Genomic DNA, 25919 nt, shown 5'->3' with positions numbered 1-25919 from the left:
GCAGATCACAGAAGCTCTGGTGGAACCGACCGGGCTGCGGCACAGTGCGTGCCACGCCGGGACCCTCCCCGAGCGCGAGCCCGGGGGTGGCCGGCCAGTGTGCGCCCACCTCGCCGCGGAGGCCCCCATGCCCGACGCCGACCTGTCCGGAGGAGACCTCGCCCTGGTGGCGGTCGTGCTCCTCGTCTCCCTCGCTGCGCTGGCCTTCGCCGCCTGGCTGGTCCGGGCGGTGCTCGCCGCCGACCAGGGCACGGCGTCGATGCAGGAGATCGCCAAGGCGATCCAGGAGGGAGCGGGGGCCTTCCTGCGCCGCCAGTTCCGCACGCTGGCGGTCTTCGCCGTCATCGCCTTCCTGCTGCTGCTCCTCCTGCCGGTCATCGACGGCGGCCTGGGCACCCGGGTGGGGCGGGCGGTGTTCTTCCTGGTGGGGGCCGGCTTCTCCGCCAGCGTCGGCTTCATCGGGATGACCCTGGCCACCCGGGGCAACGTGCGCGTCGCCGCGGCCGCGGCCGCCGGCGGGCACCGCCCCGCCTTCCGGATCGCGTACCGCACCGGCGGCGTCTGCGGGATGATCACCGTCGGGCTGGGGCTCTTCGGCGCCGCGCTGGCGCTGCTGCTGTTCCAGGAGACCGCGCCGGTGGTGCTGGAGGGCTTCGCCTTCGGGGGGGCCCTGCTGGCCATGTTCATGCGGGTCGGCGGCGGCATCTTCACCAAGGCCGCCGACGTCGGGGCGGACCTGGTCGGCAAGGTCGAGGCCGGCATCCCCGAGGACGACCCGCGCAACGCGGCGACCATCGCGGACAACGTCGGGGACAACGTCGGCGACTGCGCGGGGATGGCCGCCGACCTGTTCGAGTCCTACGCGGTCACCCTGGTCGCCGCGCTCATCCTCGGCCAGATCTTCCTCGGCCCGGTCGGCATGGTCTTCCCCCTGGTGGTTGCGGCCATCGGGGTGATCGCCTCCATGATCGGCATCCTGACCAGCAACCCCCGCGGTGGCGACCGCTCCTGGATGGCGCCCATCAACCGGGGCTTCTTCACCTCCGCGGTCGTCTCGCTGGCGCTGGTCGCCGTCGCCTCCTTCACCGTGCTGCCGGTGCTGTCGGCCGGGCTGGACGTGCCGGTCAGCCCGCAGGTGCTCGGGTTCCTGTCGGTGCTGATCGGGATCGTGCTGGCCGCCGCCATCCAGCAGCTCACCGGGTACTTCACCGAGACCTCCCGGCGCCCGGTGAAGGACGTGGGCCGCAGCTCGCTGACCGGCCCGGCCACCGTCATCCTCTCCGGCATCTCCCTCGGCCTGGAGTCGGCGGTCTACGCGGCGCTGCTGATCGGCGCCGCGGTCTACGGGGCGTTCCTCATCGGCGGGGCGGCCGCCCTCTACGCCGTCGCGCTGGCCGGCTGCGGCCTGCTCACCACCGCCGGCGTCATCGTCTCGATGGACACCTTCGGGCCGGTCAGCGACAACGCGCAGGGCATCGCCGAGATGTCCGGTGACATCGACGAGGACGGCGCCCAGGTGCTCACCGACCTGGACGCGGTCGGCAACACCACGAAGGCGATCACCAAGGGCATTGCGATCGCCACCGCCGTGCTGGCCGCCACCGCGCTGTTCGGCTCCTACAACGCGAGCATCGTCGATGCGCTGGACGACGCCGGGTCGGCCCTGGGTGACGCCTTCACGCTGGTCTCCCCGAACAACGTCGTCGGCGCGGTCATCGGCGCCGCCGTGGTCTTCCTCTTCTCCGGGCTGGCGATCAGCGCCGTCTCCCGGGCGGCCGGGCGGGTGGTCTTCGAGGTGCGCGAGCAGTTCCGCACCCATCCCGGGATCATGGCCGGCACCGAGCGCCCCGACTACGGCCGCGTGGTCGACATCTGCACCCGCGACTCGCTGCGCGAGCTGACCACCCCGGGGCTGCTCGCCGTGCTGTCGCCGGTCGCCGTCGGCTTCGGGCTCGGGTTCGGCCCGCTGGCGGCCTACCTGGTCGGGGCCATCGCCACCGGCACGCTGATGGCGGTCTTCCTCGCCAACTCCGGCGGCGCGTGGGACAACGCCAAGAAGATGGTGGAGGACGGCGCGCACGGCGGGAAGGGCAGCCAGGCGCACGCCGCCACCGTCATCGGCGACACCGTCGGCGACCCGTTCAAGGACACCGCCGGGCCGGCGATCAACCCGCTGATCAAGGTGATGAACCTGGTGGCGCTGCTGATCGCCCCGGCGGTCGTGGCCCTCTCGGTCGGGGACGGCCAGAACACCACGGTACGGGTGCTCATCGCGCTGGGCGCCGTCCTCGTCATCGTCGCCGCGGTGGTGGTCAGCAAGCGCCGCTCGGTCGTCGTCGGCGGGGAGAGCGACACCACCGCTCCCACCCTGAGCGCCAGCGCCCCCTGAGCCGCCCGCCGCTGTGGACGACGCCGGCGGGTGTGGACGACGGCGCACGCGAGCCCCCCGCCGCCGCCCAGCATCGGCTCGTCGACCCCACCCGGGGCCGCACGAGCAGGGGAGGGCTGCGTGTCCGGACTCGTCTCCGTCCAGCTGGAGGCGCTCGGGCAGCTCCGCGTCGAGCTGTCCGGGCTGGGCGCGGAGCTGGCGGCCGACGCCGAGCTGAGCGGGGCCACCGGGCGGTCCCTGGCCACCGCGCTGGCCGGTCCGGTCGGTGCGGCCGCGGCGGGCGCCGGCGTCCGGTGCGCGGAGCTGGCCGGCGCGCTCGCCGACCGGACGGCGGCGGTGGCGGCGGTGCTCGACGCCGCGCTGACCGCCTACCGGGCCGCCGACGCCGGGCTGGCCGGGCAGCTGGCCGCCCTCGACCCACCCGGCGGCCCACGGGTGCCGCGGTGAGCGCACCGCTCCTGGCGCAGCTCGCCCGCTGGGACCTGCCCCAGCTGCGCGGCTGCGTCGGCACCCTCGCGCTGGTGGCCGACCGGCTGACGCCCTGGCGGGTGCGGCTGGACGCCCTGGGGCGGCAGCTGGCCACCGCCGAGTGCTGGTCGGGCGAGGCGGGGACGGCGGCCGCCGGCGCGCTGCTCGAGCTGTCCGGCGTGGCCACCGGCGTCGGCCACCGCATCGACGACGCCCTCACCGCGCTGCACCGGCTGGTCGGCGCCGCCACCGACGCCGCCGAGCAGGCCACCCGCGCGCTCACCGTCGCCGGCTCGGCCGGGTTGGAGCTCGACGACGACGGCCGGGTCAGCGGGCTGCCGCCGCACCCGCACCCGGCGATGGCCCCGGACCAGGCGGCGGAGCTCGCCGGTCGCCGGTCCGCGGCGGAGCACGCCGCCGCGCTCGCCGCCGGCCTCGCCGCGGAGGCCCGGTCCGCGGGGGAGCGGGCGCTGGCCGCCGCCGTCGCGGCGGGCGAGGCGCTGGGCGACCTGGTCGCCGTTCCGGGGGCGGTCACCTTCGCCGACCTCCTGCCGCGGCTGGCACCGCCCTGCCGGGTCGACGCCCCGGCGCCGCCCCGGGCGGGGCCGCTGGCCGCCGCCGAGTGGTGGGCCGGGCTGAGCGCGCCCCAGCAGCTGGCCGTCATCGCCACCCGTCCCGGCTCGGTCGGCGCGCTCGACGGCCTGCCGGGGTGGGCCCGGGACCGGGCCAACCGGCTGCGGCTGCGCACGGCGCTGGCCGGTCTGCCGCCCGGCGAGGCCCGGCAGGCCGCCACCGCGGTCGCCGCCCAGCTGGCTGCGGGGGAGGACGGCCCGCTGCCGGTGCAGCTGCTGGTGTTCGACCCCGCGCAGGGGCTGGCGGCGCTGTCGGTCGGGGATGTCGACGCCGCGCAGGCGGTGGCCGTCCTCGTCCCCGGCATCTTGACCACGGTCGCCGACGACCTCGCCGGGCTGGCCGGCGCCGCCGCGGACGTGGTGTCCGCCGCGACCACGGCCGCGCCCGGGCTGGCCGTGGCGGCGGTCGCCTGGCTGGGCTACCGCACCCCCGGGCTGCTCGGCGCCCTGCAGCCGGTCACCGCCGTGCACGCCGGTCGGAAGCTGGACCGGGCGCTGGACGGGTTGGCCGCGGCCCGCGGCGGCCCGGGAGCGCCACCGGCGGCCCGCACCACGGTCGTGGCGCACAGCTACGGCACCCTGGTCACCGGCCAGGCCGCGCGGGCGCCCGGCCGGCTCGCCGCCGACGCCCTCGTCCTGCTCGGCAGCCCCGGCACCGGAGCGGGGCGGGCGTCCCGGCTGGAGGCCGAGGAGGTCCACGGCGCGTGGACGCCGGTCGACCTGGTCAGCATCAGCGGGTACTACGGGTCCAGCCCGGCCGACCTGGGCTTCGGTGACGTCCCGCTGCCCACCGACCCCGGCCAGGGGCACACCGAGTACTACGACCCCGACCGGCCCACGCTGGCCGCCGTCGGGGCGGTCGTGGCCGGCGCCGGGCCGGCCCGGTGACCCGGTGCCACTGCCCCGGCGGGACGAGGCCCCCGCACCCGGGGAACCGCAGCGTGCGCCGACCGTTGACCGGGCATCGGCGCGCCCGGATCGGCTCGCTGCCCGGCCGGGTGTCCGGGCGGTGGCCTACCGTGGCGGCTGCCGAACGGGTGCAGTCGACCCTGCCCCGTGTGCACCGGGCGGGAGCCCGGCGCCTGCACCAGCACCCTGACAGGAGTCCCGTGCCGCCCTCCAAGACCACGAAGTCCGCCACCAGCACCGGTGCCCGTGCGCCGCGCAAGCGTGCCGCCGCCGCCGGGTCCCGGCCGCTGGTCATCGTGGAGTCGCCCACCAAGGCGAACAAGATCGCCGGGTTCCTGGGTGGCGAGTACACCGTGGAGGCCAGCGTCGGGCACATCCGTGACCTGCCGCGCAACGCCGCCGACGTGCCGGCCGCGCACAAGGGCGAGTCCTGGGCGCGGCTGGGCGTCGACGTCGACCACGGCTTCCAGCCGCTCTACGTGGTCAGCCCCGACCGCAAGCAGCAGGTCACCCGGCTCAAGCAGCTGGTGAAGGAAGCCAGCGAGATCTACCTCGCGACCGATGAGGACCGCGAGGGCGAGGCCATCGCCTGGCACCTGATCGACACCCTCAAGCCGAACGTCCCCATCCGCCGGATGGTCTTCCACGAGATCACCCGCGAGGCGATCGCACGCGCGGTGGCCAACCCCCGGGAGCTCGACACCGCCCTGGTCGACGCCCAGGAGACCCGCCGCATCCTCGACCGGCTCTACGGCTACGAGGTCTCCCCGGTGCTGTGGAAGAAGGTCCTGCCCAAGCTCTCCGCCGGCCGCGTGCAGTCGGTCGCCACCCGGATCGTGGTCGAGCGCGAGCGGGCCCGGATGCGCTTCACCGCCGCCGACTACTGGAGCCTGGACGGGGTCTTCGAGGTCGCCCGGAAGCGCGCCGGTGCCGACGCCGGTGAGCCGACGACCCTGCGGGCCCGGCTGGTGACCGTGGACGACAGCCGGGTCGCCACCGGCAAGGACTTCGACGCCGACACCGGCACGGTCACCAGCAACGTCGTCCACCTCGACGAGGCCGGCGCCCGCGGCCTGGCAGCCCGGCTCGAGGGGCGCGCGGTCGCGGTCAGCCGGGTCGACGAGCGGGACTACACCCGCAAGCCCTACGCCCCCTTCATCACCTCGAGCCTGCAGATGGAGGCTGGCCGCAAGTTCGGCTGGTCCTCGGCGCAGGTCATGCGGGTGGCGCAGCGGCTGTACGAGAACGGCCACATCACCTACATGCGGACCGACTCGACCAACCTGTCGAACGAGGCGATCACCGCCGCCCGCCGGCAGGCCGCCGAGCTGTACGGCGATGCCTACGTGCCGGCCGAGCCGCGCCGCTACGCGACGAAGGACAAGGGCGCCCAGGAGGCGCACGAGGCGATCCGCCCCGCCGGTGACTCCTTCCGCACCCCCGGCCAGCTGGCCGGGCAGCTGGCCCGCGACGAGTTCCGGCTCTACGAGCTCATCTGGCAGCGCACCATCGCCTCCCAGATGGCCAATGCCGTGGGCAAGACGCTGAGCATCCGGCTGGCGGGCAGCTCCAGCACCGGCGAGGCCGTCGAGTTCACCGCGTCCGGGCGGACCATCACCTTCCCCGGCTTCCTGCGGGCCTACGTCGAGGGCAAGGACGAGGGCTCCGGGACCGAGGACGCCGAGGCCGACGACAGCGAGCGCCGGCTGCCCCGTGTGGAGCAGGGGCAGCAGCTGGACACCCGCGAGCTGGAACCCAAGGGGCACACCACCAGCCCGCCGGCGCGCTACACCGAGCCGAGCCTCACCGCCCGGCTGCAGGAGCTGCGGATCGGCCGGCCGTCGACCTACGCGTCGATCATGCAGACCATCCAGGACCGCGGGTACGTGTGGAAGAAGGGCTCGGCGCTGGTCCCGTCCTTCGTCGCCTTCGCCGTGGTGAACCTGCTCGAGCAGCACTTCGGCCAGCTCGTCGACTACGACTTCACCGCCCTGCTGGAGGACGAGCTCGACGAGATCGCCGCCGGGCGGTTGGGCCGGGTCGACTGGCTGACCGAGTTCTACTTCGGCGGCGAGGGCGGGCACGCCGGGGGCATCGGCGCCTCCGGTGGCCTGAAGTCCGTGATCGGCCAGCGGCTGGAGGAGATCGACGCCCGCGGCGTGAACTCCATCCCGTTGCGGGCGGTGGCACCCAACGGCGACCCGGTGGTCGTGCGGGTCGGCCGGTACGGCCCCTACCTGCAGGCCGGTGGCGAGGACGGCGCCCGGGTCAGCATCCCCGAGGAGATCGCGCCCGACGAGCTGACCAGCGAGAAGGTCACCGAGCTGCTGGAGGCACCCTCCAGCGACCGCGAGCTGGGCATCGACCCGGAGTCCGGTTTCCCGGTGGCGGTGAAGGCCGGCCGCTACGGGCCCTACGTCACCACGCTGGTGCCCGAGGGCAGCAAGGAGCAGCCGCGCACCGCGAGCCTGTTCAAGAGCATGTCGCCGGAGACGGTCACCCTCGAGCAGGCGCTGCGGCTGCTCACCCTGCCGCGCACGGTGGGCGTGGACGCCGACGGTGAGGAGATCCAGGCGCTCAACGGGCGCTACGGGCCCTACCTCAAGAAGGGCACCGACTCGCGCTCGCTGGAGAGCGAGGACGCGCTGTTCACCGTGACGCTGGAGCAGGCGCGGGAGATCTTCGCCCAGCCCAAGCAGCGCGGTCGCGCCGCGGCCAAGGCGCCGCTGAAGGAGCTGGGCCCCGATCCGGTGAGCCAGGGCCAGATCACCGTGCGGGAGGGACGCTTCGGTCCCTACGTCACCGACGGCGAGCACAACGCCAGCCTGCGCAAGGGCGACGACATCGAGACGCTCACCCTCGAGCGGGCGGCCGAGCTGCTCGCCGACCGCCGCGAGCGGGCGCCGGTGAAGAAGAAGGCGGCGAAGAAGACGGCGGCCAAGAAGGCGCCGGCGAAGAAGGCGACCGCGAAGAAGACGACCGCGAAGAAGACGACGAAGAAGGCCGCCCCGGCGGCCGCCGACGTCGCCGAGCCGGTCTCCGCGGGCAGCTGAGGGCGGGCAGCGCGGTGGAGGGCTGGGACCAGCGCCGGGCGTCGTTCGGCGCCGTCGCCGCCGAGTACGCCGCGCTGCGCCCGTCCTACCCGGCCGACGCGGTGTCCTTCCTGCTCGGGCCCCGACCACGGCGGGTGCTCGACCTGGGCGCCGGCACCGGTCTGCTCACCGACGCGCTGCTGGCGGCCGGGCACGAGGTCGTCGCCGTCGAGCCGGCGCCGGGGATGCTCGACCAGCTGCGTGCCCTGCTGCCGCAGGTCGAGGCCGTGCTCGGTGGCGCGGAGGCCGTGCCGCTGCCCGACGCCGGCGTGGACGCCGTGGTGGCCGGCCAGGCCGCGCACTGGTTCGACCCGGTCCCCGCCGCGGCCGAGCTGCGCCGGGTGCTGCGGCCCGGTGGCGTGGTCGGGTTCGTCTGGAACACCCGCGACGAGCGGGTGCCCTGGGTGGCCGCGCTCGGGCAGCTGCTCGCCGCCGAGGCGCGGGACCACGAGGCCGACCAGGGGGTCGTGGCGCGGTTCGCCGTCGAGCTGGCGGCCGAGGTCGCGGTCGCCGACTCCGGGGTCGTCCAGGAGGTCACCCCCGAGCAGGTGGTGGCCGGGATCGGCACCCGCAGCTACGTGGCCACCATGGACGCCGACCACCGGGCGGAGTTCCTCGGCCGGGTGCGGGAGCTGCTGGCCGGGCACCCCGACACGCGCGGCCGCGCCGTCCTCCGGCTGCCGTACACCACCCGGGCGTACCGGCTCACCCCTCGCTGAGGCCCCGGGAACCCACCGTCCGGGCTCGGAACCGGGCCGTTCCGTCGTTCCCGACCGGTACGGTGACCCCGCCGCCCGTGGCCCGACCGCCACCGTTCCCACTCACCTCCGGGAGTCCCGATCAGCTCCGACCCGGACGGGCCGTCCACGCACGGGCCGTCAGCAGACCACCAGCCGGGCCCCGGTCCCGCCGACGTGCCCGGCGCCGGGTCCGGCGGGGTGGTCGACGGCGGTGCGATCGCCGACGAGCCGGACGCGGTGCCCGCCGACGGGCTGGCCCCGGCCGGCACGCCCACGGTGGACGGCGCCGGGGTGCCGCTGGCCGGGCTGCCCGAGCGGCCCTGGCGGGCCGAGTACGAGCGCTCCGGCGCCGAGCCCGGCCCGGACACCGCGCAGGACACGGCCGGGCCGGGCGGGGCCGGCGGCAGCGACGAGCCGGACGGCGACGCGATCGACGGCAGCGTCGGCATCGGCTCCCGGATCCGCGCCGTGCTGCGGGTGCGCGACTTCCGCAAGCTCTGGCTGTCCACCGCGCTGTCCAGCTTCGGTGACTGGCTGGGGCTGCTGGCGATCACCTTCACCGCGTACTCACTCGTCGAGGGCTACGCGGCCAACTTCGCCCTGGGGGGCGTGCTGCTCTTCCGGCTGCTGCCGGCCATCCTGCTCGGCCCGCTCGCCGGTGCCTTCGCCGACCGGTTCGACCGCCGGAAGACGATGGTCGTCACCGACATCATGCGGTTCGGCCTGTTCGCCTCGATCCCGCTGGTCGGCAACCTGTTGTGGCTGTTCATCGCCCAGTTCCTGATCGAGGCGATCAGCCTGTTCTGGATCCCGGCCAAGGACGCCGCAGTGCCCAACATGCTGCGCAAGGACCAGCTGGAACCGGCCAACCAGCTCTCCCTGATCACCACGTACGGCTTCACCCCGGTGCTGGCCGCAGGGGTGTTCGCGGTGCTCACCGCCGCCGGTGGGCTCGGCGAGGTCATCCCCGGGTTGGACGAGGCGGACCTGGCCCTCTACCTCAACGCGCTGACCTTCCTGGTCGCCGCGATCGTGATCTGGAACCTGCCCTCGATCAGCGGCCGCCGGGCCGCGGGCACGAAGGTCACCGGCGACAGCTTCCTCAAGTCGCTCGGGGAGGGGTTCTCCTTCGCCGGGCACACCCCGCTGGTCCGCGGCCTGGTCGTCGGCATCACCGGGGCCTTCGTCGCCGCCGGCGTGGTCATCGCCACCGCGCAGGCCTTCGTGGTGTCCATGGGCGGCGGGGCGGCGGCCTATGCGCTGCTGTTCGGCGCGGTGTTCGTCGGGCTCGGGCTGGGCATCGCGGTGGGCCCCAGCGTCGCCCGGGACCTGCCCCGCGAGCGGCTCTTCGGGATCATGATCGTCGGCGCGGGTACTGCCGTCGGCCTGCTGGCCTGGACCTTCACCCTGTGGCTCGCGCTGCTCCTGGTCGTGCTCATGGGCTTCTTCGCCGGGATCGCCTACCTGGCCGGCTTCACCCTGCTGGGCACGGAGGTCGACGACTCCATCCGCGGGCGCACGTTCGCCCTGGTGCAGTCGCTGGTCCGCGCGGCGCTCATCCTGTCCCTGGCCGTCGCACCGTTCGGGGTGGGCTCGATCGCCCGGCGCACGGTGGACCTGGGGCCGGTGGCGCTGACGGTCACCGGTGAGCGGGCGATGCTCTTCCTCGCCGGCCTGGTGGCCGTCGGCGTCGGCCTGATCGCCTACCGGCAGATGGACGACGGCCGCCCGATGCCGCTGGTCGCCGACGTCGTCACCGCGCTGCGCCGGGACACCACCGCCCGCCGCCGGCTGGCCGGGGGCGGTGTGCTCATCGCGTTCGAGGGCGGCGAGGGCGCCGGCAAGTCCACCCAGGTCCGCCGCCTCCACGAGTGGCTGACCGAGGAGGGGCTGGGCGCCCGCACGACGCTCGAGCCGGGTGGCACCGCCTCCGGTGGGCGGATCCGCTCGATCCTGCTCGACCCGGCCAGCTCCGGGCTCTCCCCGCGCGCGGAGGCGCTGCTCTACGCCGCCGACCGGGCCCAGCACGTCAACGACGTCCTCCGGCCCGCGCTCGACGCCGGCGAGGTCGTCATCACCGACCGGTTCGTCGACAGCTCGCTGGCCTACCAGGGCGCGGGGCGCACCATCCCGATGGACGACGTCCGCTCGATCTCCCGCTGGGCGACCCAGGGCCTGCAGCCGGACCTCACCGTGCTGCTGGACCTGCCCCCGGAGGTCGGGCTGGCCCGCGCCCGCGGGCGGGCCGCCGCCGACCGGATGGAGTCGGAGTCGCTGGAGTTCCACCAGCGGGTCCGCCAGACCTTCCTCGCCCTGGCCGAGGCCGAGCCGGACCGCTACCTGGTGCTCGACGCGCGGCAGTCACCCGACGAGCTGGCCGCCGCGATCCGCAGGAAGGTCAGCGTCCTGCTCGAGGGGATGCCGCTCCAGCAGCCGGCCAAGGCCCGCGTGGCGCGGGGGCGCCGGGGGAACGAGCACGGCGTGCAGACCGGTGCCACCCCCCAGTTGCACCCCTGAAGGGTGAAGGACCCCGTTGCCCCCCACGCCTCGCACGCTCGCCGCGGGCCCCTGCAGCGGGGCCGGCACTGAGTGGGGCAAGGTGACCACGTGAGCGCTATCGGGGTGTGGGCGGACGTCGTGGGCCAGCCCGCGGTCGTCGCCGAGCTGCAGGCCGCCATCGCGAACCCGGCGGCGATGACCCACGCGTGGCTGTTCACCGGCCCGCCGGGCTCGGGCCGCTCGGTGGCCGCCCGCGCGTTCGCCGCCGCCCTCCAGTGCCCCGCCGGCGGTGACGGCACCTGCCACGAGTGCCGGACGGTGCTCGCCGGCAGCCACGCCGACGTCCACCGCGTCGTGCCCGAGGGCCTGTCGATCGGCGTCGCCGAGGTGCGGCAGATCGTCCGCACCGCCGGCCGCGCGCCGTCCGGTGGCCGGTGGCAGGTCGTCGTCGTCGAGGACGCCGACCGGATGACCGAGCAGGCGGCCAACACGGTGCTGAAGATGCTCGAGGAGCCGCCGCCGCGCACGGTCTTCCTGCTGTGTGCGCCCTCGCTGCACCCCGACGACGTGCCGGTCACCATCCGGTCCCGCTGCCGGGTGGTCGCGCTGCGCACCCCGAGGGCCGAGGCGGTCGCCGAGGTGCTCACCCGCCGCGACGGCATCGACCCGGCGCTGGCCGCCTGGTCGGCGGCGGCCGCCGGCGGGCACGTCGGCCGGGCGCGGCACCTGGCCCGCGACGAGTCGGCCCGGCTGGCGCGCAAGGCGGTGCTGGACATCCCGCTGTCGCTGGTCTCGCTGGCCGCCTGCCTCAACGCAGCCGACGACCTGGTGGGCGCCGCGAAGGAGGAGTCCGACCGGACCACCGCCGAGGTCGACGCCGTGGAGACCGACGCGGTCAAGGCGAGCCTGGGGGTGGGCGCCCGCGGCCCGGGGGTGGCCGCGGCCAGCCGGGGCGCCGGTCAGCTCAAGGAGCTGGAGAAGCGGCAGAAGTCCCGGGCGACCCGGCTCGGCCGGGACTCCCTGGACCGCGCACTCGTGGATCTCGCCGCCCTCTACCGCGACGCGCTGGTGATCAGCTCGGCCGGGGGAGCCGCCGACCCGGGCGTGCCCCTGGCGCATCCGGACCGGCGCGCGGACGCCGTGGAGCTGGCCCGGCGGATCGGTGCGGAGGGCGCGTTGCGACGCATCGACGCGGTGCTGCGTGCCCGCACGGCGCTGGAGCAGAACGTCAAGCCGCAGATCGCGGTGGAGGCGCTGACCGTGGCGTTGCGGCTGCCGGCCTGACCCGCCGGGGGCTGCGCGGCGCCGGCTCACCGGTGCCGTAAGCTCTCCGACGCACGCCCGCCGCCTTAGCTCAGTCGGTAGAGCATCTCACTCGTAATGAGAAGGTCGTCGGTTCGATTCCGACAGGCGGCTCTCCAGCTCCCCCCGCCGGGAACTCAGCCCCGGCCCGCAGCCTCCGGCTGCTGTCCCGCGACGCGGCGCCACGCGGATCTCCCGGTGGGACGCCGACGGCGGCGCCCCCGGGTGGGTGCGCCGCCGTCTGCGTGCTGCTCGGCGATCCGGCCGGAGCCGGTGTCAGGAGTGGACGGGGGTCAGTGGCTGCCGGCGTCGAGGGCCCGCTGCCGGGAAGCCTCGATCTCGGCCTCGGCCTCGGCGCGCCCGACCCACTCGGCGCCCTCCACCGACTTGCCCGGCTCGAGGTCCTTGTAGGTCTCGAAGAAGTGCTGGATCTCCAGCCGGTCGAACTCGGAGACGTCGTTGATGTCCTGCAGGTGGGCGACCCGGGGGTCCGTCGCCGGAACGGTGAGGACCTTGTCGTCCCCGCCCTTCTCGTCGGTCATCCGGAACATCCCGATGGCCCGGCAGGTGATGAGGCACCCGGGGAAGGTCGGTTCCTCCAGCAGGACGAGTGCGTCCAGCGGGTCACCGTCCATCCCGAGCGTCTCCTCGATGTACCCGTAGTCGGCGGGATACCGGGTCGAGGTGAACAGCATCCGGTCCAGGCGGATGCGTCCGGTGGCGTGGTCCAGCTCGTACTTGTTCCGCTGGCCCTTGGGGATTTCTACCGTCACGTCGAACTGCACGCCGATAGTGTGGCGCACGAACGTCCGCCGCGTTGGCGGAGGTCACTCCAGGGGGTGGGAGAGATCTCGTCGAGTCCGCAGGACGAGCCGTCGGACCAGCTGTCGGAGGCGGGTGACGGAGCGGCCCGGCAGGGGGCGCAGCCCTCGGGTGAGACACCTCCCGCGACGGTCCCGGACGACGCCGCACCGTCGGCCGGCGAGGACGCCGAGCCCACGGACGCGCCCCCGGCCACCGGCGAGCAGGCCACCGCCGAGCCGACCAGCGGCGAGCCGGCCGCCGACGAGCCGGCGAGCGATGAGCTGACCACCGATGAGCCGTCCGCCGACGAGCCGACCACCGAGGCCGCTGACGAGGCGGAGGCGCTGCGGGTGGCCGCCGAGCAGGCCGCGGCCGACCTGGCCGAGGTCAAGCGCTGGATCGCCGAGCGCGCCGCCGCCGAGCAGGCCGCCGCGGCGGAGGCCGCACAGCTCACCCCCGAGGACGAGGCCGCCGCCGCCGCCGAGCAGGCCGCCGCGGACCTCGCCGAGGTGCGCCGCTGGGCCGCGGAGCAGGCGGCCGCCGCGCAGGCTGCCGCGGAGCAGTCCGCAGCCGAGCAGGCGGTGTTCGAGCAGGCCGAGGCCGAGCGCGCGGCCGCGCTGCAGGCGGAGGCCGACCGGATGGCCGCCGAGCGGGCCGAGGTGGAGCAGGCGGTGCTCGCCGAGCAGGCCGCCCGCCGCGCCGCCGAGGAGGAGGCGGCCGCCCGCGCCGCGGACGAGGCGGAGGCCCACCGGGCCGCGGAGCAGGCGGCGGCCGATCAGCGGGCCGAGGACGACCGGCTGGCCGCGGCACGTGCCGAGGAGGAGCAGGCCCGGGCAGCCCGGGTGGAGGCAGCCCGGGTGGAAGCGGAGCGGGCAGCCGCCGAGCGCCCGACAGCCGAACCGCGGCGGGACACGGGTACCGCCGCGCCGGGCGCCAGCCCGCTGGCGGGCCTGCCCGGTCAGCCGGCCACCGGCACCCGGCCCACGCCCGGACCCCGTCCCACCCCCGCCCCGAAGCCCATCCCCGCCCCGAAGCCCGTGGCCGCCCCGAGGCCCGTCCCCGCCGGTGCCTCGGCCACCGCGCCCCCCACCCGCAGCGACCGCCGGGCCGGTGGCCGCCGCCGGGGTCGGGCGCTGCTGGCAGCCCTGCTGGTGCTGGCCGTCGCCGCCGTGGCGGTGGTGCTGAGCCTGCAGCTCACCGGCAACCGCGGCGGCGGCGAGTTGGCGGAAGGTGCCGAGCAGGTCCCCGACGCGGTCCTGCCGGTGCTCACCGACCCCTCGCCCGTGCTGGCCGAGCTGTCCGGCAGCGCCCCGCTGCCCGATCCCGCCGTGCTCGGCGACGTGCTCACCCCGCTGCTGGCCGACCCGGCGCTGGGCAGCGGGCTCTCCGCCCAGGTCGTCGACGTCGCGACGGGTGAGGTGCTGTTCGACCTCGGCGGCGCCGACCCGGGCACGCCCGCCTCGACCGCGAAGCTGCTCACCGGACTGGCCGTGCTCACCACCCTCGACCCCGTCGACACGCTCACCACGACCGTCGTCGCCGGCGCCTCCCCCGGGGAGGTCGTGCTGGTGGGCGGCGGCGATCCCACGCTCTCGACCACCGCGCCGTCGCAGGACTACCCGGGCGCGGCCACCGTCGCCGAGCTGGCCGCCGAGGTGCAGCAGGCGCTGGGCGGCACCCCGGTCACCCGGGTGGTGGTCGACAACTCGCTGTTCACCGGCCCGCTCACCGCCGCCGGCTGGGGGGCCGGCGACGCGCCCTCCACCTACGCGGCGCCGGTCACCGCGACCGCCGTCGACGGCGCCCGGGTCGACCCCGGCGAGCCGATGCGCAGCGGCGCCCCGGGCACCGACGCCGGTGAGGCGCTGGCCGCGGCGCTGGGCGTCCCGGACGCCCCGGTCGCGCTGGGGGAGGCCCCGGCCGGCGCCCGCACCCTGGGCAGCGTCGAGTCGGCCCCGGTCGTGCGGCTGGTCGAGCAGGCGCTGATCGACTCGGACAACCTGCTGACCGAGTCCCTGGCCCGGCACGTGGCGATCGCCCGGGGACTGCCGGCCGACTTCACCGGCGCCGCCCAGGCGGTCACCGACGTGGTCGCCGACGCCGGCCTGGACACCACCGGCGTCACCCTCGACGACGCCAGCGGGCTCTCCACGCTCGACCGGGTGCCCGCCCAGCTGCTCACCCAGCTGCTGCGCGGGGTCGCCGACGGCAGCATCCCCGGGACCGGTGCGCTGCTCAGCGCGCTGCCGGTCGCCGGGTACGACGGCACGCTGGCCGAACGGCCCGGTGAGGACGCCGGCCGCCCCGGCGCCGTGCGGGCCAAGACCGGCACCCTGAACGGCGTGCACGACCTGGCCGGGACGGTGCTCACCGACGACGGCCGGCTGCTGGCCTTCGCCGTGCTCGCCGACGGGGCCACCGGTGGCCTGGTCGCCGCGGAGGCCGCCCTGGACGACGTCACCACCGCCCTCGCCGGCTGCGGCTGCCGCTGAGCCGGGCGCCGGGCGGGCCGTTCCGCGTACGGTGAGCCGATGAGCCGCTCCTCGTCCCTCGTCGACTGGGACCTCGCCGGCCGCACCGCCCGCCGGCTCACCAACGCCGGCCCGGAGACCTCCCGGGAGGAGGCCGCCGAGGTCGTCGCCGAGCTGCACCGTGCCGCCGCCGCCGCGGTCGCGCACGTCGAGGAGCTGACCGGGCTGCACCCGGTGCCCGGCGGCCCGGAGCCGGTGGTCGCCGTCGTCGACCGGCCCGGCTGGGTCGACGCCAATGCCCGCGGCATGGCCGCGCTGCTCGACCCGCTGACCGAGGGGCTGCGGGCGGCCGCGGGCAGCACCCCGCCCGGGCCGCTGGCCACCGCGATCGGTTCCCGGGCCACCGGCGTTCAGGCCGGCGGGGTGCTGGCGTTCCTCTGCACCCGGGTGCTCGGCCAGTACGAGGTGTTCGGCACCGGTGGCCGGCTGCTGCTGGTCGCACCCAACATCGTCGAGACCGAGCGGCGTCTGGGCGTCGACCCGACCGACTTCCGGCTGTGGGTCTGCCTGCACGAGGTCACCCACCAGCTGCAGTTCACCGCCGTCCCGTGGCTGCGCCCCTACCTCGAGGAGCAGGTGCAGGCCTTCGCCGCGGCCACCGACCTCACGCCCGACGTGCTGCGCGAGCGCCTCACCGACCTGGTCCGCAGCCTCGGCGATGCGGTCCGCGGCGGCTCCGACGGGGACGCCCCGCAGGGCCTGATGGCGCTGGTCCGCGGCCCGGAGCAGCGGGCGGTGCTCGACCGGGTCACCGCGGTGATGAGCCTGGTGGAGGGGCACGCCGAGTTCGTCATGGACGGCGTCGGCCCCGACGTCGTCCCCTCCGTCCGCACGCTGCGCAAGCGCTTCGCCCAGCGGCGCAAGGGCAGGGGCCCCATCGACCGGGTGCTCCGCCGCCTGCTCGGGCTGGAGCAGAAGATGCAGCAGTACGCCGACGGCCGGGTGTTCGTGGCCGGCGTCGTGGAGCTGGCCGGCATGGACGGGTTCAACCAGGTCTGGGCCGGGCCGCAGAACCTGCCGCTGATCGAGGAGCTCACCGAGCCCGCCCGCTGGGTGGAGCGCGTGCTGGGCAGCCGCCCGGCCGTCCCCGCCTGAGGTGGCCGGGCCGCCACCGGCGGTCGCAGTCGTCCGGCAGGCCGTGCGCGCGGGGCTGCGCCGCTCCGACCGGCCGGTGCTGACCGCCTGCAGCGGGGGCGCGGACTCGGTGGCGCTGGCCTCCGCGCTGGCCTTCGAGAGCCGCGCCGCCGGCGTCCGCGTCGGAGGCGTGACCGTCGACCACGGGCTCCAGTCCGGCTCGGCCGCCCGCGCCGACGCCACCGCACGGCTGCTGCGGGGGCTCGGCCTCGACCCGGTGCTGACCGTGCGCGCCGAGGTGGGGGACGACGGCGGCCCGGAGGCGGCCGCCCGTGCGGCCCGGTACGCCGCCCTGGCCCGGGTGGCCGGCGAGCACGGCGCGCGGGTCGCGCTGGGCCACACCCTCGACGACCAGGCCGAGACGGTGCTGCTGGGCCTCGGCCGCGGATCGGGCCCGCGCTCGGTGGCCGGCATGGTGGACGAGCGGGTCGCCGACGGCGTCCCCTGGTGGCGGCCGTTCCTCGGCGTCCGGCGGTCCACCGCGCGGCAGGCGTGCGCCGACCAGGGGCTGCCGGTGTGGGACGACCCGTGGAACGCCGATCCGGCCTACACCCGGGTGCGGCTGCGGGCCGAGGTCCTCCCGCTGCTGGAGGAGGTGCTGGGCGGCGGGGTCGCCCCGGCGCTGGCGCGCACCGCCGAGCTGCTGCGGGAGGACCTGGACACCCTCGACGAGCTCGCCGACGACCGGCTGGCCGACCTGGTCGTGGACGGCGAGCTGCCGGCCGGGCCGGTGGCCGAGCTGCCCGACGCGCTGCGCCGGCGGGTGCTGCGCGGCTGGCTGCTGGCGGCCGGGGTCCCCGACCTGCAGGCGGTCCACCTGCGCGCGGTCGACGCACTGCTCACCCGCTGGCGCGGGCAGGGGCGGGTGGACCTACCCGGTGGGACGGGGGTGCTGCGGTCGTCTGGCAGGCTGGTGGCGCAGTCCGGCGCACGGCGCGGGACCGCCACCCCCCGCGCCGTCGAACCCCCAGAGGAGCCCTGACCGTGAGCGAGCCGACCATCCCCGGAGCGCAGGGCACCGGCCAGGTGGACACCGGGCAGGTGGGCACCGGGCAGTTGGGCCCCGACCACGGCTACGGCCCCGACATCGACCACGTGCTCCTGTCCGCGCAGCAGATCGAGGACCGGATCGAGGAGCTCGCCGCAGAGATCGCCGCGGACTACGCGGGCCGGGAGGTGCTGCTGGTCGGGGTGCTCAAGGGCGCGGTGATGTTCATGTCCGACTTCGCCCGGGCGCTGCGGCTGCCCACCCAGATGGAGTTCATGGCCGTCTCCTCCTACGGCAGCGCCACCAGCTCCTCCGGCGTGGTGCGCATCCTCAAGGACCTCGACCGGGACATCAGCGACCGGCACGTGCTCGTCCTCGAGGACATCATCGACTCCGGGCTCACCCTGTCCTGGCTGCTGAAGAACCTGGGCGGCCGGCGGCCGGCGAGCCTCGAGGTGTGCACCCTGCTGCGCAAGCCCGACGCGGTGAAGGTCGACGTCCCGGTGAAGTACATCGGCTTCGACATCCCCAACGAGTTCGTCGTCGGTTACGGCCTGGACTACGCCGAGCGCTACCGCGACCTGCCCTACATCGGCACGCTCAAGCCCGAGGTCTACAGCTCCTCCTGACCGCCCCGCCGGTCCGCTGACAGCAGACCGACAGCGCGCGACCAGCGGGGACACAGCTGGCCCGGTGTACCGTCGACTCAACGACGTCGCCCCGCGGCGGGCTGCCGCCTCCGTCCGCGTGCGGCGTCCTGCGACGATCAGGAGGGTCGACGGGCGGTCCGGGGCGTGCCCCGGGTGTCCCGGCAACGGTGTATGGAACGTAAGAAGATCTTCCGCTCGGTCTGGTTCTGGGTCCTCATCGTCGTCGCGCTGGCGTTCGTGGGGTCCAGCTTCTTCCGTGGGAACGACGCCTACGACGAGATCTCGACATCGACCGCCCTCGCCCAGATCGAGTCCGGGAACGTCACCTCCGCGACGATCAACACCACCGAGCAGACGGTCGACCTCGACCTCGAGAACCCGGTGGAGGGGAGCGAGCAGGTCAGCGCCTCCTACCCGGTCGCGCTCGAGGAGGACCTGGTCGGCCTGCTGCGGGACGCCGACGACGAGTTCGACACCACCGTCACGCAGACCAGCCTGCTCACCAGCCTGCTGGTCAGCTTCCTGCCCTTCCTGATCCTGCTCCTGCTGCTGTTCTGGCTGTTCAACTCCATGCAGGGCGGCGGCCGCGGTGTGATGGCCTTCGGCAAGTCCAAGGCCAAGGTGGTCAGCAAGGACACCCCGAAGACGACGTTCGCCGACGTCGCCGGCGCCGACGAGGCGATCGAGGAGCTGCAGGAGATCAAGGACTTCCTGCAGAACCCGGTCAAGTTCCAGGCGATCGGCGCGAAGATCCCCAAGGGCGTGCTGCTGTTCGGCCCGCCCGGCACCGGCAAGACGCTGCTGGCCCGCGCGGTGGCCGGTGAGGCCGGCGTGCCGTTCTACTCGATCTCCGGGTCGGACTTCGTGGAGATGTTCGTCGGGGTCGGCGCCAGCCGGGTCCGCGACCTGTTCTCCCAGGCCAAGGAGAACGCCCCGGCGATCATCTTCGTCGACGAGATCGACGCCGTCGGCCGGCAGCGCGGCGCCGGCATGGGTGGCGGGCACGACGAGCGCGAGCAGACCCTCAACCAGATGCTGGTCGAGATGGACGGCTTCGACGTCTCGGGCGGGGTCATCATGATCGCCGCCACCAACCGGCCGGACGTCCTGGACCCCGCGCTGCTGCGCCCGGGTCGCTTCGACCGGCAGATCGCCGTCGACCGCCCCGACCTGGCCGGCCGCACCGCCGTGCTGAAGGTGCACGCCACCGGCAAGCCGCTGGCCGACGACGTCGACCTGGAGACCGTCGCCCGCCGCACCCCCGGCTTCACCGGCGCCGACCTGGCCAACGTGCTCAACGAGGCCGCGCTGCTCACCGCCCGGCACAACGGCACGGTGGTCACCGACGCCGCCCTCGAGGAGGCGATCGACCGCGTCATCTCCGGGCCCGAGCGCAAGACCCGGGCGATGAGCGAGAAGGAGAAGAAGGTCACCGCGTACCACGAGGGCGGTCACGCCCTCGTGGCGCACGCACTGCCGAACACCGACCCGGTGCACAAGGTGACGATCCTGCCGCGCGGCCGCTCGCTGGGGCACACGCTCGTGCTGCCGACCGAGGACCGGTACACCCAGACCCGCTCGGAGATGATCGACACCCTGGCCTACGCGCTGGGTGGCCGCGCGGCCGAGGAGCTGGTCTTCCACGAGCCCACCACCGGCGCCGGCAACGACATCGAGAAGGCCACGTCGCTGGCCAGGTCGATGGTCACCCAGTACGGGATGAGCGCGAAGCTCGGTGCGGTCAAGTACGGCAGCACCGACTCCGAGCCGTTCCTGGGGCGGGACATGGGGTCGCGGCCGGACTACTCCGACGCCGTCGCCGCCGACATCGACGGCGAGGTGCGGGCGCTGATCGAGGCCGCGCACGACGAGGCGTGGGAGATCCTGGTCGAGTACCGGGACACCCTCGACCAGCTGGTGCTCGAGCTGATGGAGAAGGAGACCCTCTCCCGCGAGGACATGGCGCGGATCTGCGCCGGCGTCTCCAAGCGGCCCTCGCTGGCGCCGTACAACGGCTTCGGCAAGCGGACGCCGTCCCAGCGCGGTCCGGTGCTGACCCCCGAGGAGCGCGCGGCGGCGCAGAACGGCCACGCCAACGGCACGACGCAGGGCAAGAACCCGGTCGGGGACGTCGGCGCCCCGGCCCCCGGCCGGTGAGCGCCCGGGTCACCGGGGGCGGGCACGAGGTCGACGGGGTCGGTCAGGACCGGGTCACCGGCGACGTCGTCGGTGACCTGCGCCCGGGCCGGATCGACTCCGCGCGGGCCGAGGCCGCCGTCCGGGAGCTGCTGCTCGCCATCGGCGAGGACCCGGACCGCCCCGGCCTGGTGGACACCCCCGCCCGGGTCGCGCGGGCCTACGCCGAGGTCTTCGCCGGCCTCGACCAGGACCCCCAGGAGGTGCTGGCGACGACGTTCGACGAGGACCACGACGAGCTGGTGCTGGTCAAGGACATCCCGATGTACTCGACCTGCGAGCACCACCTGGTGCCCTTCCACGGGGTCGCGCACGTCGGCTACATCCCCGGCGCCGACGGCCGGGTGACCGGGCTGTCCAAGCTGGCCCGGCTGGTCGACGTCTACGCCCGCCGGCCGCAGGTGCAGGAGCGGCTCACCCGCCAGGTCGCCGACGCGCTGTACGACGCGCTCAAGCCGCAGGGCGTGATCGTGGTGGTTCAGGCCGAGCACCTGTGCATGTCGATGCGCGGGATCCGCAAGCCGGGGTCGTCGACGACGACGTCGGCCGTGCGCGGGGTCTTCCGGGACAGCGCGGCCACCCGCAGCGAGGCGATGAGCCTCATCCTGCAGCGGTGAGCCTCGCGCTGCCGCGCCCCGGCCGGTGCGTGGTGATGGGCGTCCTCAACGTCACCCCCGACTCGTTCTCCGACGGCGGCACGTTCGCCGAGACGGGGTCGGCGATCGCCCACGGGCTGCAGATGCACGCCGCCGGGGCCGACTACGTCGACGTCGGCGGCGAGTCGACCCGGCCCGGAGCCGACCGGGTCGACTCGGCGGAGGAGTGCCGCCGGGTGGTGCCGGTGGTCCGCGAGCTGGCCGACGCCGGCGTCCGGGTCAGCGTGGACACCACCCGCGCCGAGGTCGCCGAGGCGGCACTGGACGCCGGAGCGGTGCTGGTCAACGACGTCAGCGGGGGGCTGGCCGACGCCGGCATGGCCCGGCTGGTCGCCGACACCGGGGTGCCGTGGGTGCTCATGCACTGGCGGGGCCACAGCCGGGAGATGTACGCGGCGGCCCGCTACGGCGACGTGGTCACCGAGGTCGCCGCCGAGCTGACCGCCCGGGTGGAGGACGTCGTCGCCGTCGGGGTCGACCCGGCGCAACTGGTGCTCGACCCGGGGCTGGGGTTCGCGAAGAACGCCGAGCACAACTGGGCGCTGCTCGCCGGCCTCGACCGGCTGGTCGCCCTCGGCCTGCCGGTGCTGGTCGGCGCCTCCCGGAAGACCTTCCTGGGCCGGTTGCTGGCCGGGCCCGACGGCGCCGTCCGGCCGGTCGAGGGCCGGGAGGCGGCCACGACGGCCATCTCGGTGCTCGCCGCGCAGGCCGGCGCGTGGGGCGTGCGGGTGCACGACCCGGTGCAGTCGCTGGACGCGATCAGGACGGTGGCGGCGGTGCAGGCCGCCCGCGGCGGAGGGAACCACCATGGCTGATGAAGGACCCCGTCCCCCTCACCCCTCGCAAGCTCGGGGCGAGCCTCTGGACGGGGCCGGTCCCGACCGCATCACCGTGCACGGGCTGACCGGGCACGGTTTCCACGGGGTCTACCCCGAGGAACGCGAGCGCGGGCAGACCTTCCGGGTGGACGCCGCGCTGGAGCTGGACACCGCCCCCGCGGCGGCGACCGACGACCTCACCAGGACGGTCAACTACGCGGAGCTCTCCCAGCGGCTGCACGCGGTGCTCGTCGGCGACCCGGTCGACCTGCTGGAGACCCTCGCCCAGCGGCTGGCCGACCTCTGCCTCGGGTACGAGATCGTGCAGGCCGTGGAGATCACCGTGCACAAGCCGCAGGCCGACCTCGGCGTCCCCGCCGCCGACGTCACCCTGGCCATCCGGCGCGAGCGCGCATGAGCCGCGCCGTCCTGTCGCTGGGCGGCAACCTGGGTGACCGCGCAGGCACCCTGCGCCGCGCCATGGAGTCCCTCGCCGGGCAGGGCCTGGTGGCCCGCTCGGTGCTGTACGAGACGCCGCCGTGGGGGCCGGTCGAGCAGCCGCCCTACCTGAACGCGATCGCCGTCGTGCGCGGCGACCGGGACGCCGCCGGCTGGCTGGCGCTGGCCCAGGAGCTGGAGCAGGCCGCCGGCCGCACCCGGGAGGTGCGCTGGGGCGCGCGGACGCTGGACGTCGACGTCGTCACGGTGACCGGGGACGACGGCACCCCGGTGCTCTCCGACGACCCGCAGCTCACCCTCCCGCACCCCCGGGCCGCCGAGCGCGCCTTCGTGCTGGTGCCCTGGCTGGCGCTGGACCCCGGCGCCGAGCTCCCCGGCCACGGGGCGGTGGCCGACCTGGTCGCCGCGCTGCCCGCCGACGACGTCGCCGCGGTGGTCCGCTGGGAGCAGCTGGCGTGAGCCTGGTGCGCCGCCGCGACCTGGTGGTCCTCGCCGTCGGCCTCACCGTGGCGTCCTGGCTGCTGGTGCAGGCGACGTACGGGTCGCTGCCGGTGCGGTCCTGGTGGCTGCCGCTGCCACTGGGCGTGCTGGCGCTCGCGGAGGCGTTCGCTGCCCGCGCGCTGCGGACCCGGCTGACCGCGCAGCGGGAGCGCCGGCCGTCACCGACCGGCTCCGCCCGCCCGGTCGAGCCGCTGCTCGTCGCCCGGCTCGCGGTGCTCGCCCAGGCGAGCGCCTACGTCGGGGCGGTCTTCGCCGGGGTGTGGGGCGGACTGCTGCTGCACGCGCTGCTGTCCCTCGGCGAACTGCGGGCCGCCGCCGGCGACGCGGTCACCGGTGCCATCGGCGTCGTCCTGGGCGGCGGGCTGGTCGCCGCCGCACTGTGGCTGGAGCACGTCTGCCGGATCCCACCCGACGAGGACGAGGACACCGCACCCCCCGCCCGCGCCTGAGGTCACACGGCGCCGGCGGTCTCGGGCACCCGCCCCTCGACCGAGCGGCGCAGCGCCCGGTGCAACGACTCCGGGGTGAGGACCCCGAGGAAGCGGTCGCCGTCCAGCACCGCGACCCAGCCGGCCTCCAGCTGCAGCATTGTGGCGAACGCCGCCTTCAGTGTGGCGTCGACCGGCACCCAGGCCTCCATCCGCCGGGCCGCGTCGCGGACCCTGCCCGCGCCCGCGGCCCGCTCGCCGGAGAGCCAGCCGTGCAGCCGCTGGGCGTCGTCCAGGACCACCGCCCAGCGGGCCCCGGCGCGCTCCATCGCCGCCCGGGCATCGGCCAGCCCGTCGTCGACGTGCACCACCGGCGGCCGCTCGAGGTCGCTCTCGTCGATGCCGGTGACCGCCAGCCGCTTGAGGCCGCGGTCGGCGCCGACGAAGTCGGCGACGAACGGGGTGGCCGGGGAGCCGAGCAGCTCGGCGGGCGGCGCGAACTGCTCCACGGTGCCGCCCTCGCTCATCACCGCGATCCGGTCACCGAGCCGGACCGCCTCCTCGATGTCGTGGGTGACGAAGACGATCGTCTTGCGGACCGCCTCCTGCAGCCGGAGGAACTCCGTCTGCAGCCGCTCGCGCACGATCGGGTCGACGGCGGAGAACGGCTCGTCCATCAGCAGGACGGCGGGGTCGGCGGCCAGCGCCCGGGCCACCCCGGCCCGCTGCCGCTGCCCACCGGAGAGCTGGTGGGGGTAGCGGTCCCCGAACGTGGCCGGGTCCAGCCCGACGAGGGTCAGCAGCTCCTCGACCCGGTCGCGGATGCGCGCCTTGTCCCAGCCGAGCAGGCGGGGCACGGTGGCGACGTTGCGGCGGACGGTCTGGTGCGGGAACAGGCCCACGCTCTGGATGACGTAGCCGATCCGGCGGCGCAGCTGCACCGGGTCGACCTGGGTGACGTCGTCGTCGCCGAGCAGGATCCGCCCGGTCGAGGGCTCGATGACCCGGTTGATCATCTTCATGGTGGTCGTCTTGCCGCAGCCCGACGGCCCGACCAGCACGGTGAGCTCGCCGGCGGCGAAGGTCAGGTCGAGTTCCCGCACCCCGACCGTGCCGTCGGCGTAGGTCTTGCCCACCCCCTCCAGCCGGATCCCCTCGGCGTTCTGGCCCGCACCCGGTGGGGGAGCAGCGGCTGGAGCAGTAGCGTCCATGGGGTGGCCTTCCTGGCAGGCGCCCGATGCTGAGCGCGGCGAGCGACGTCGTGCTCGCCGTGGAAGCGGCGCCGAACCCCTGGTTCGACCCCTCCTACGTCACGGAGAACTGGGACACCATCTTGGGGTACGCGGGAGAGCACGTCAGGCTGACGGTGGCCGGGGTGGTGCTCGGCGCCCTGCTCGCCTTCCCGATGGCGCTGCTGGCCCGGCGCAGCCGCTGGCTGGCGGGGCCGGTGCTGGGGTTGTCCACGCTGATCTACACGATCCCGTCGCTGGCGATGTTCGCCTTCGTGGCGCCGGTCACCGGGCTGTCGGCGACCACGGTGCTGGTCGGCCTGGTGCTGTACTCGCTGGTCATCCTGGTCCGGAACTTCCTGGCCGGCCTGCAGTCCGTGCCCGCTGACGTCCGGGAGGCCGCGCTGGGCCTGGGGTACGGCCCGGCCCGGACGCTGTGGCAGGTGGAGCTGCCGCTCGCGCTGCCCTCGTTCATGGCCGGGCTGCGGGTCGCCACCGTCTCCACCGTCGCCCTGGTGACGGTGGGGGTCATCGTCGGGCACGGCGGGCTCGGGCAGCTGATCACCGGCGGGTTCAACGCGAACTTCTACCGCGCGGAGATCGTCACCGGGACGGTCGGCTGCGTGCTGCTCGCCCTGCTCGCCGACCTGCTGCTGGTCGGTGCCGAGCGGGCGCTGACGCCCTGGGCGCGCCGGGGGCGGGCGTGAACCTGCTCCGGGAGGCGTGGGTCTACCTCAACGACCCGTACAACTGGTCGCGGCCGAACGGGGTCCTCGAGCTGCTCGGGGAGCACCTGCGGATCTCGGCCGGGGCGGTGCTGGCGGCGATGGCCCTGGCGTTGCCGGTCGGCGCGCTGCTCGGGCACACCGGCCGCGGCGGCGGCTTCACGGTCGCGCTGTCCAACGTCAGCCGGGCGGTGCCCACGCTGGCCCTGCTCACGCTCTTCGCGGTCTCCCCGATCGGTTTCGGGCCCACCGCGACCACCATCGCCCTCGCGGCGTTCGCCGTGCCCCCGATCCTGACCAACACCTACGTCGGGTTCCGCGGCGTCGACCCGGACGTGGTGGAGGCCTCCCGGGCGATGGGCATGTCCGGGCGGCAGGTGCTGCTGCGGGCCGAGCTGCCGCTGGCCGCCCCGCTGCTGATGACCGGCGTCCGCACGGCCGCGGTCCAGGTGGTTGCCACCGCCACGCTGGCCGCCCTGGTGGCCGGGGGCGGGCTCGGGCAGATCATCACCCTCGGGTTCGGCCAGCAGGACTACGGCACCGTGCTGGCCGGCGCGCTGCTGGTCGCCGCCCTCGCGGTGCTCACCGAGCTGGTGCTCGCCGGCGCTGCCTGGGCGCTGGCGCCGGGGCAGAAGCAGCTGCCGTTCCGCCGTCCGGGGCGCGCCCCGGTGGAGGACGGGTCCGGTGCGGGGCCGGCCGCCGAGGCGAGGGTCGGCGCCCGGGGCTGACCGGGCGGTCACAGAAGGGCAACGCCGGGCAGCCCGGCTTG

The 25919-nt window shown here is 75.3% G+C and carries 21 protein-coding genes and 1 tRNA gene; 20 read left to right on the top strand and 2 right to left on the bottom strand.

The window, feature by feature from the left end; translation table 11 throughout:
* The first annotated feature begins 127 nt into the window (after positions 1–127).
* The 8 genes from ACI79U_RS11570 (at position 128) to ACI79U_RS11535 (ending at position 12145) form a co-directional block, all read left to right on the top strand.
* A complete protein-coding gene (locus ACI79U_RS11570) occupies positions 128–2389 on the top strand; it encodes a sodium-translocating pyrophosphatase (RefSeq protein ID WP_457067497.1) in 2262 nt (753 codons plus the stop codon).
* A 120-nt stretch (positions 2390–2509) separates the two neighbouring features.
* Entirely contained in the window at positions 2510–2836 is a 327-nt protein-coding gene (locus ACI79U_RS11565; RefSeq protein WP_457067499.1) for a hypothetical protein, read from the top strand.
* Positions 2833–4377 carry an alpha/beta hydrolase gene (locus tag ACI79U_RS11560; protein ID WP_457067501.1) on the top strand — a complete coding sequence of 515 codons (1545 nt, stop codon included), beginning with the start codon at positions 2833–2835 and terminating at the stop codon, positions 4375–4377. Before ACI79U_RS11565 ends, ACI79U_RS11560 begins: the two co-directional genes overlap by 4 nt.
* 221 nt (positions 4378–4598) lie before the next feature.
* Positions 4599–7451, top strand: coding sequence for a type I DNA topoisomerase (topA, locus tag ACI79U_RS11555; RefSeq protein ID WP_457067503.1), 2853 nt, complete (start codon positions 4599–4601; stop codon positions 7449–7451).
* 14 nt (positions 7452–7465) lie between these two features.
* Complete coding sequence (locus tag ACI79U_RS11550) at positions 7466–8209, top strand: class I SAM-dependent methyltransferase (RefSeq protein ID WP_457067505.1); 744 nt, start codon at positions 7466–7468, stop codon at positions 8207–8209.
* A 195-nt stretch (positions 8210–8404) separates the two neighbouring features.
* Positions 8405–10747 (top strand): dTMP kinase, encoded by a 2343-nt coding sequence (gene tmk / locus ACI79U_RS11545; protein WP_457067507.1) that lies wholly within the window; start codon positions 8405–8407, stop codon positions 10745–10747.
* A gap of 90 nt (positions 10748–10837) precedes the next feature.
* Complete coding sequence (locus ACI79U_RS11540; RefSeq protein WP_457067509.1) at positions 10838–12013, top strand: DNA polymerase III subunit delta'; 1176 nt, start codon at positions 10838–10840, stop codon at positions 12011–12013.
* A gap of 59 nt (positions 12014–12072) precedes the next feature.
* Positions 12073–12145: transfer RNA gene (locus tag ACI79U_RS11535), tRNA-Thr, on the top strand.
* Between the two features lie 179 nt (positions 12146–12324).
* Here ACI79U_RS11535 and ACI79U_RS11530 read toward each other — a convergent pair.
* Entirely contained in the window at positions 12325–12816 is a 492-nt protein-coding gene (locus ACI79U_RS11530) for an inorganic diphosphatase (protein WP_457067512.1), read from the bottom strand.
* Positions 12817–12870: 54 nt separating this feature from the next.
* Here ACI79U_RS11530 and dacB point away from each other — a divergent pair, with 54 nt between their 5' ends.
* From dacB to ACI79U_RS11480, 10 genes are all read left to right on the top strand, one after another.
* On the top strand, positions 12871–15327 hold the full coding sequence (gene dacB, locus ACI79U_RS11525) for a D-alanyl-D-alanine carboxypeptidase/D-alanyl-D-alanine endopeptidase (RefSeq protein ID WP_457067514.1): 2457 nt from the start codon (positions 12871–12873) through the stop codon (positions 15325–15327).
* A gap of 39 nt (positions 15328–15366) precedes the next feature.
* Complete coding sequence (locus tag ACI79U_RS11520; protein ID WP_457067516.1) at positions 15367–16461, top strand: zinc-dependent metalloprotease; 1095 nt, start codon at positions 15367–15369, stop codon at positions 16459–16461.
* A 43-nt stretch (positions 16462–16504) separates the two neighbouring features.
* Positions 16505–17482, top strand: coding sequence for a tRNA lysidine(34) synthetase TilS (tilS, locus tag ACI79U_RS11515; protein WP_457072796.1), 978 nt, complete (start codon positions 16505–16507; stop codon positions 17480–17482).
* 2 nt (positions 17483–17484) lie between these two features.
* The gene (gene hpt, locus ACI79U_RS11510; RefSeq protein WP_457067520.1) at positions 17485–18117 is read left to right on the top strand and encodes a hypoxanthine phosphoribosyltransferase; all 633 of its coding nucleotides are present in this window, start codon (positions 17485–17487) and stop codon (positions 18115–18117) included.
* 192 nt (positions 18118–18309) lie between these two features.
* The gene (gene ftsH, locus ACI79U_RS11505) at positions 18310–20295 is read left to right on the top strand and encodes an ATP-dependent zinc metalloprotease FtsH (protein WP_457067522.1); all 1986 of its coding nucleotides are present in this window, start codon (positions 18310–18312) and stop codon (positions 20293–20295) included.
* Complete coding sequence (folE, locus tag ACI79U_RS11500) at positions 20292–20951, top strand: GTP cyclohydrolase I FolE (protein ID WP_457067524.1); 660 nt, start codon at positions 20292–20294, stop codon at positions 20949–20951. The genes ftsH and folE overlap by 4 nt, the downstream gene beginning before the upstream one ends.
* The gene (folP, locus tag ACI79U_RS11495; protein ID WP_457067526.1) at positions 20948–21805 is read left to right on the top strand and encodes a dihydropteroate synthase; all 858 of its coding nucleotides are present in this window, start codon (positions 20948–20950) and stop codon (positions 21803–21805) included. The genes folE and folP overlap by 4 nt, the downstream gene beginning before the upstream one ends.
* A 76-nt stretch (positions 21806–21881) precedes the next feature.
* Entirely contained in the window at positions 21882–22226 is a 345-nt protein-coding gene (folB, locus tag ACI79U_RS11490) for a dihydroneopterin aldolase (protein ID WP_457067528.1), read from the top strand.
* Positions 22223–22726 carry a 2-amino-4-hydroxy-6-hydroxymethyldihydropteridine diphosphokinase gene (gene folK, locus ACI79U_RS11485; protein ID WP_457067530.1) on the top strand — a complete coding sequence of 168 codons (504 nt, stop codon included), beginning with the start codon at positions 22223–22225 and terminating at the stop codon, positions 22724–22726. Before folB ends, folK begins: the two co-directional genes overlap by 4 nt.
* Positions 22723–23217, top strand: coding sequence for a DUF3180 domain-containing protein (locus tag ACI79U_RS11480; protein WP_457067532.1), 495 nt, complete (start codon positions 22723–22725; stop codon positions 23215–23217). Before folK ends, ACI79U_RS11480 begins: the two co-directional genes overlap by 4 nt.
* A gap of 2 nt (positions 23218–23219) precedes the next feature.
* Here ACI79U_RS11480 and ACI79U_RS11475 read toward each other — a convergent pair whose 3' ends face one another.
* A complete protein-coding gene (locus ACI79U_RS11475) occupies positions 23220–24407 on the bottom strand; it encodes an ABC transporter ATP-binding protein (RefSeq protein ID WP_457067534.1) in 1188 nt (395 codons plus the stop codon).
* A 26-nt stretch (positions 24408–24433) separates the two neighbouring features.
* Between ACI79U_RS11475 and ACI79U_RS11470 the strand changes: the two genes are divergently transcribed.
* Together ACI79U_RS11470 and ACI79U_RS11465 are read left to right on the top strand one after the other, a co-directional pair.
* Complete coding sequence (locus tag ACI79U_RS11470; RefSeq protein WP_457067536.1) at positions 24434–25132, top strand: ABC transporter permease; 699 nt, start codon at positions 24434–24436, stop codon at positions 25130–25132.
* On the top strand, positions 25129–25878 hold the full coding sequence (locus tag ACI79U_RS11465; RefSeq protein WP_457067539.1) for an ABC transporter permease: 750 nt from the start codon (positions 25129–25131) through the stop codon (positions 25876–25878). The genes ACI79U_RS11470 and ACI79U_RS11465 overlap by 4 nt, the downstream gene beginning before the upstream one ends.
* The last annotated feature ends 41 nt before the right edge of the window (positions 25879–25919 follow it).

Source organism: Modestobacter sp. SYSU DS0904 (assembly GCF_054051115.1).
The sequence above is the reverse complement of the archived record's forward strand: the minus strand, read 5'-3'. Positions and strand labels throughout refer to the sequence as shown.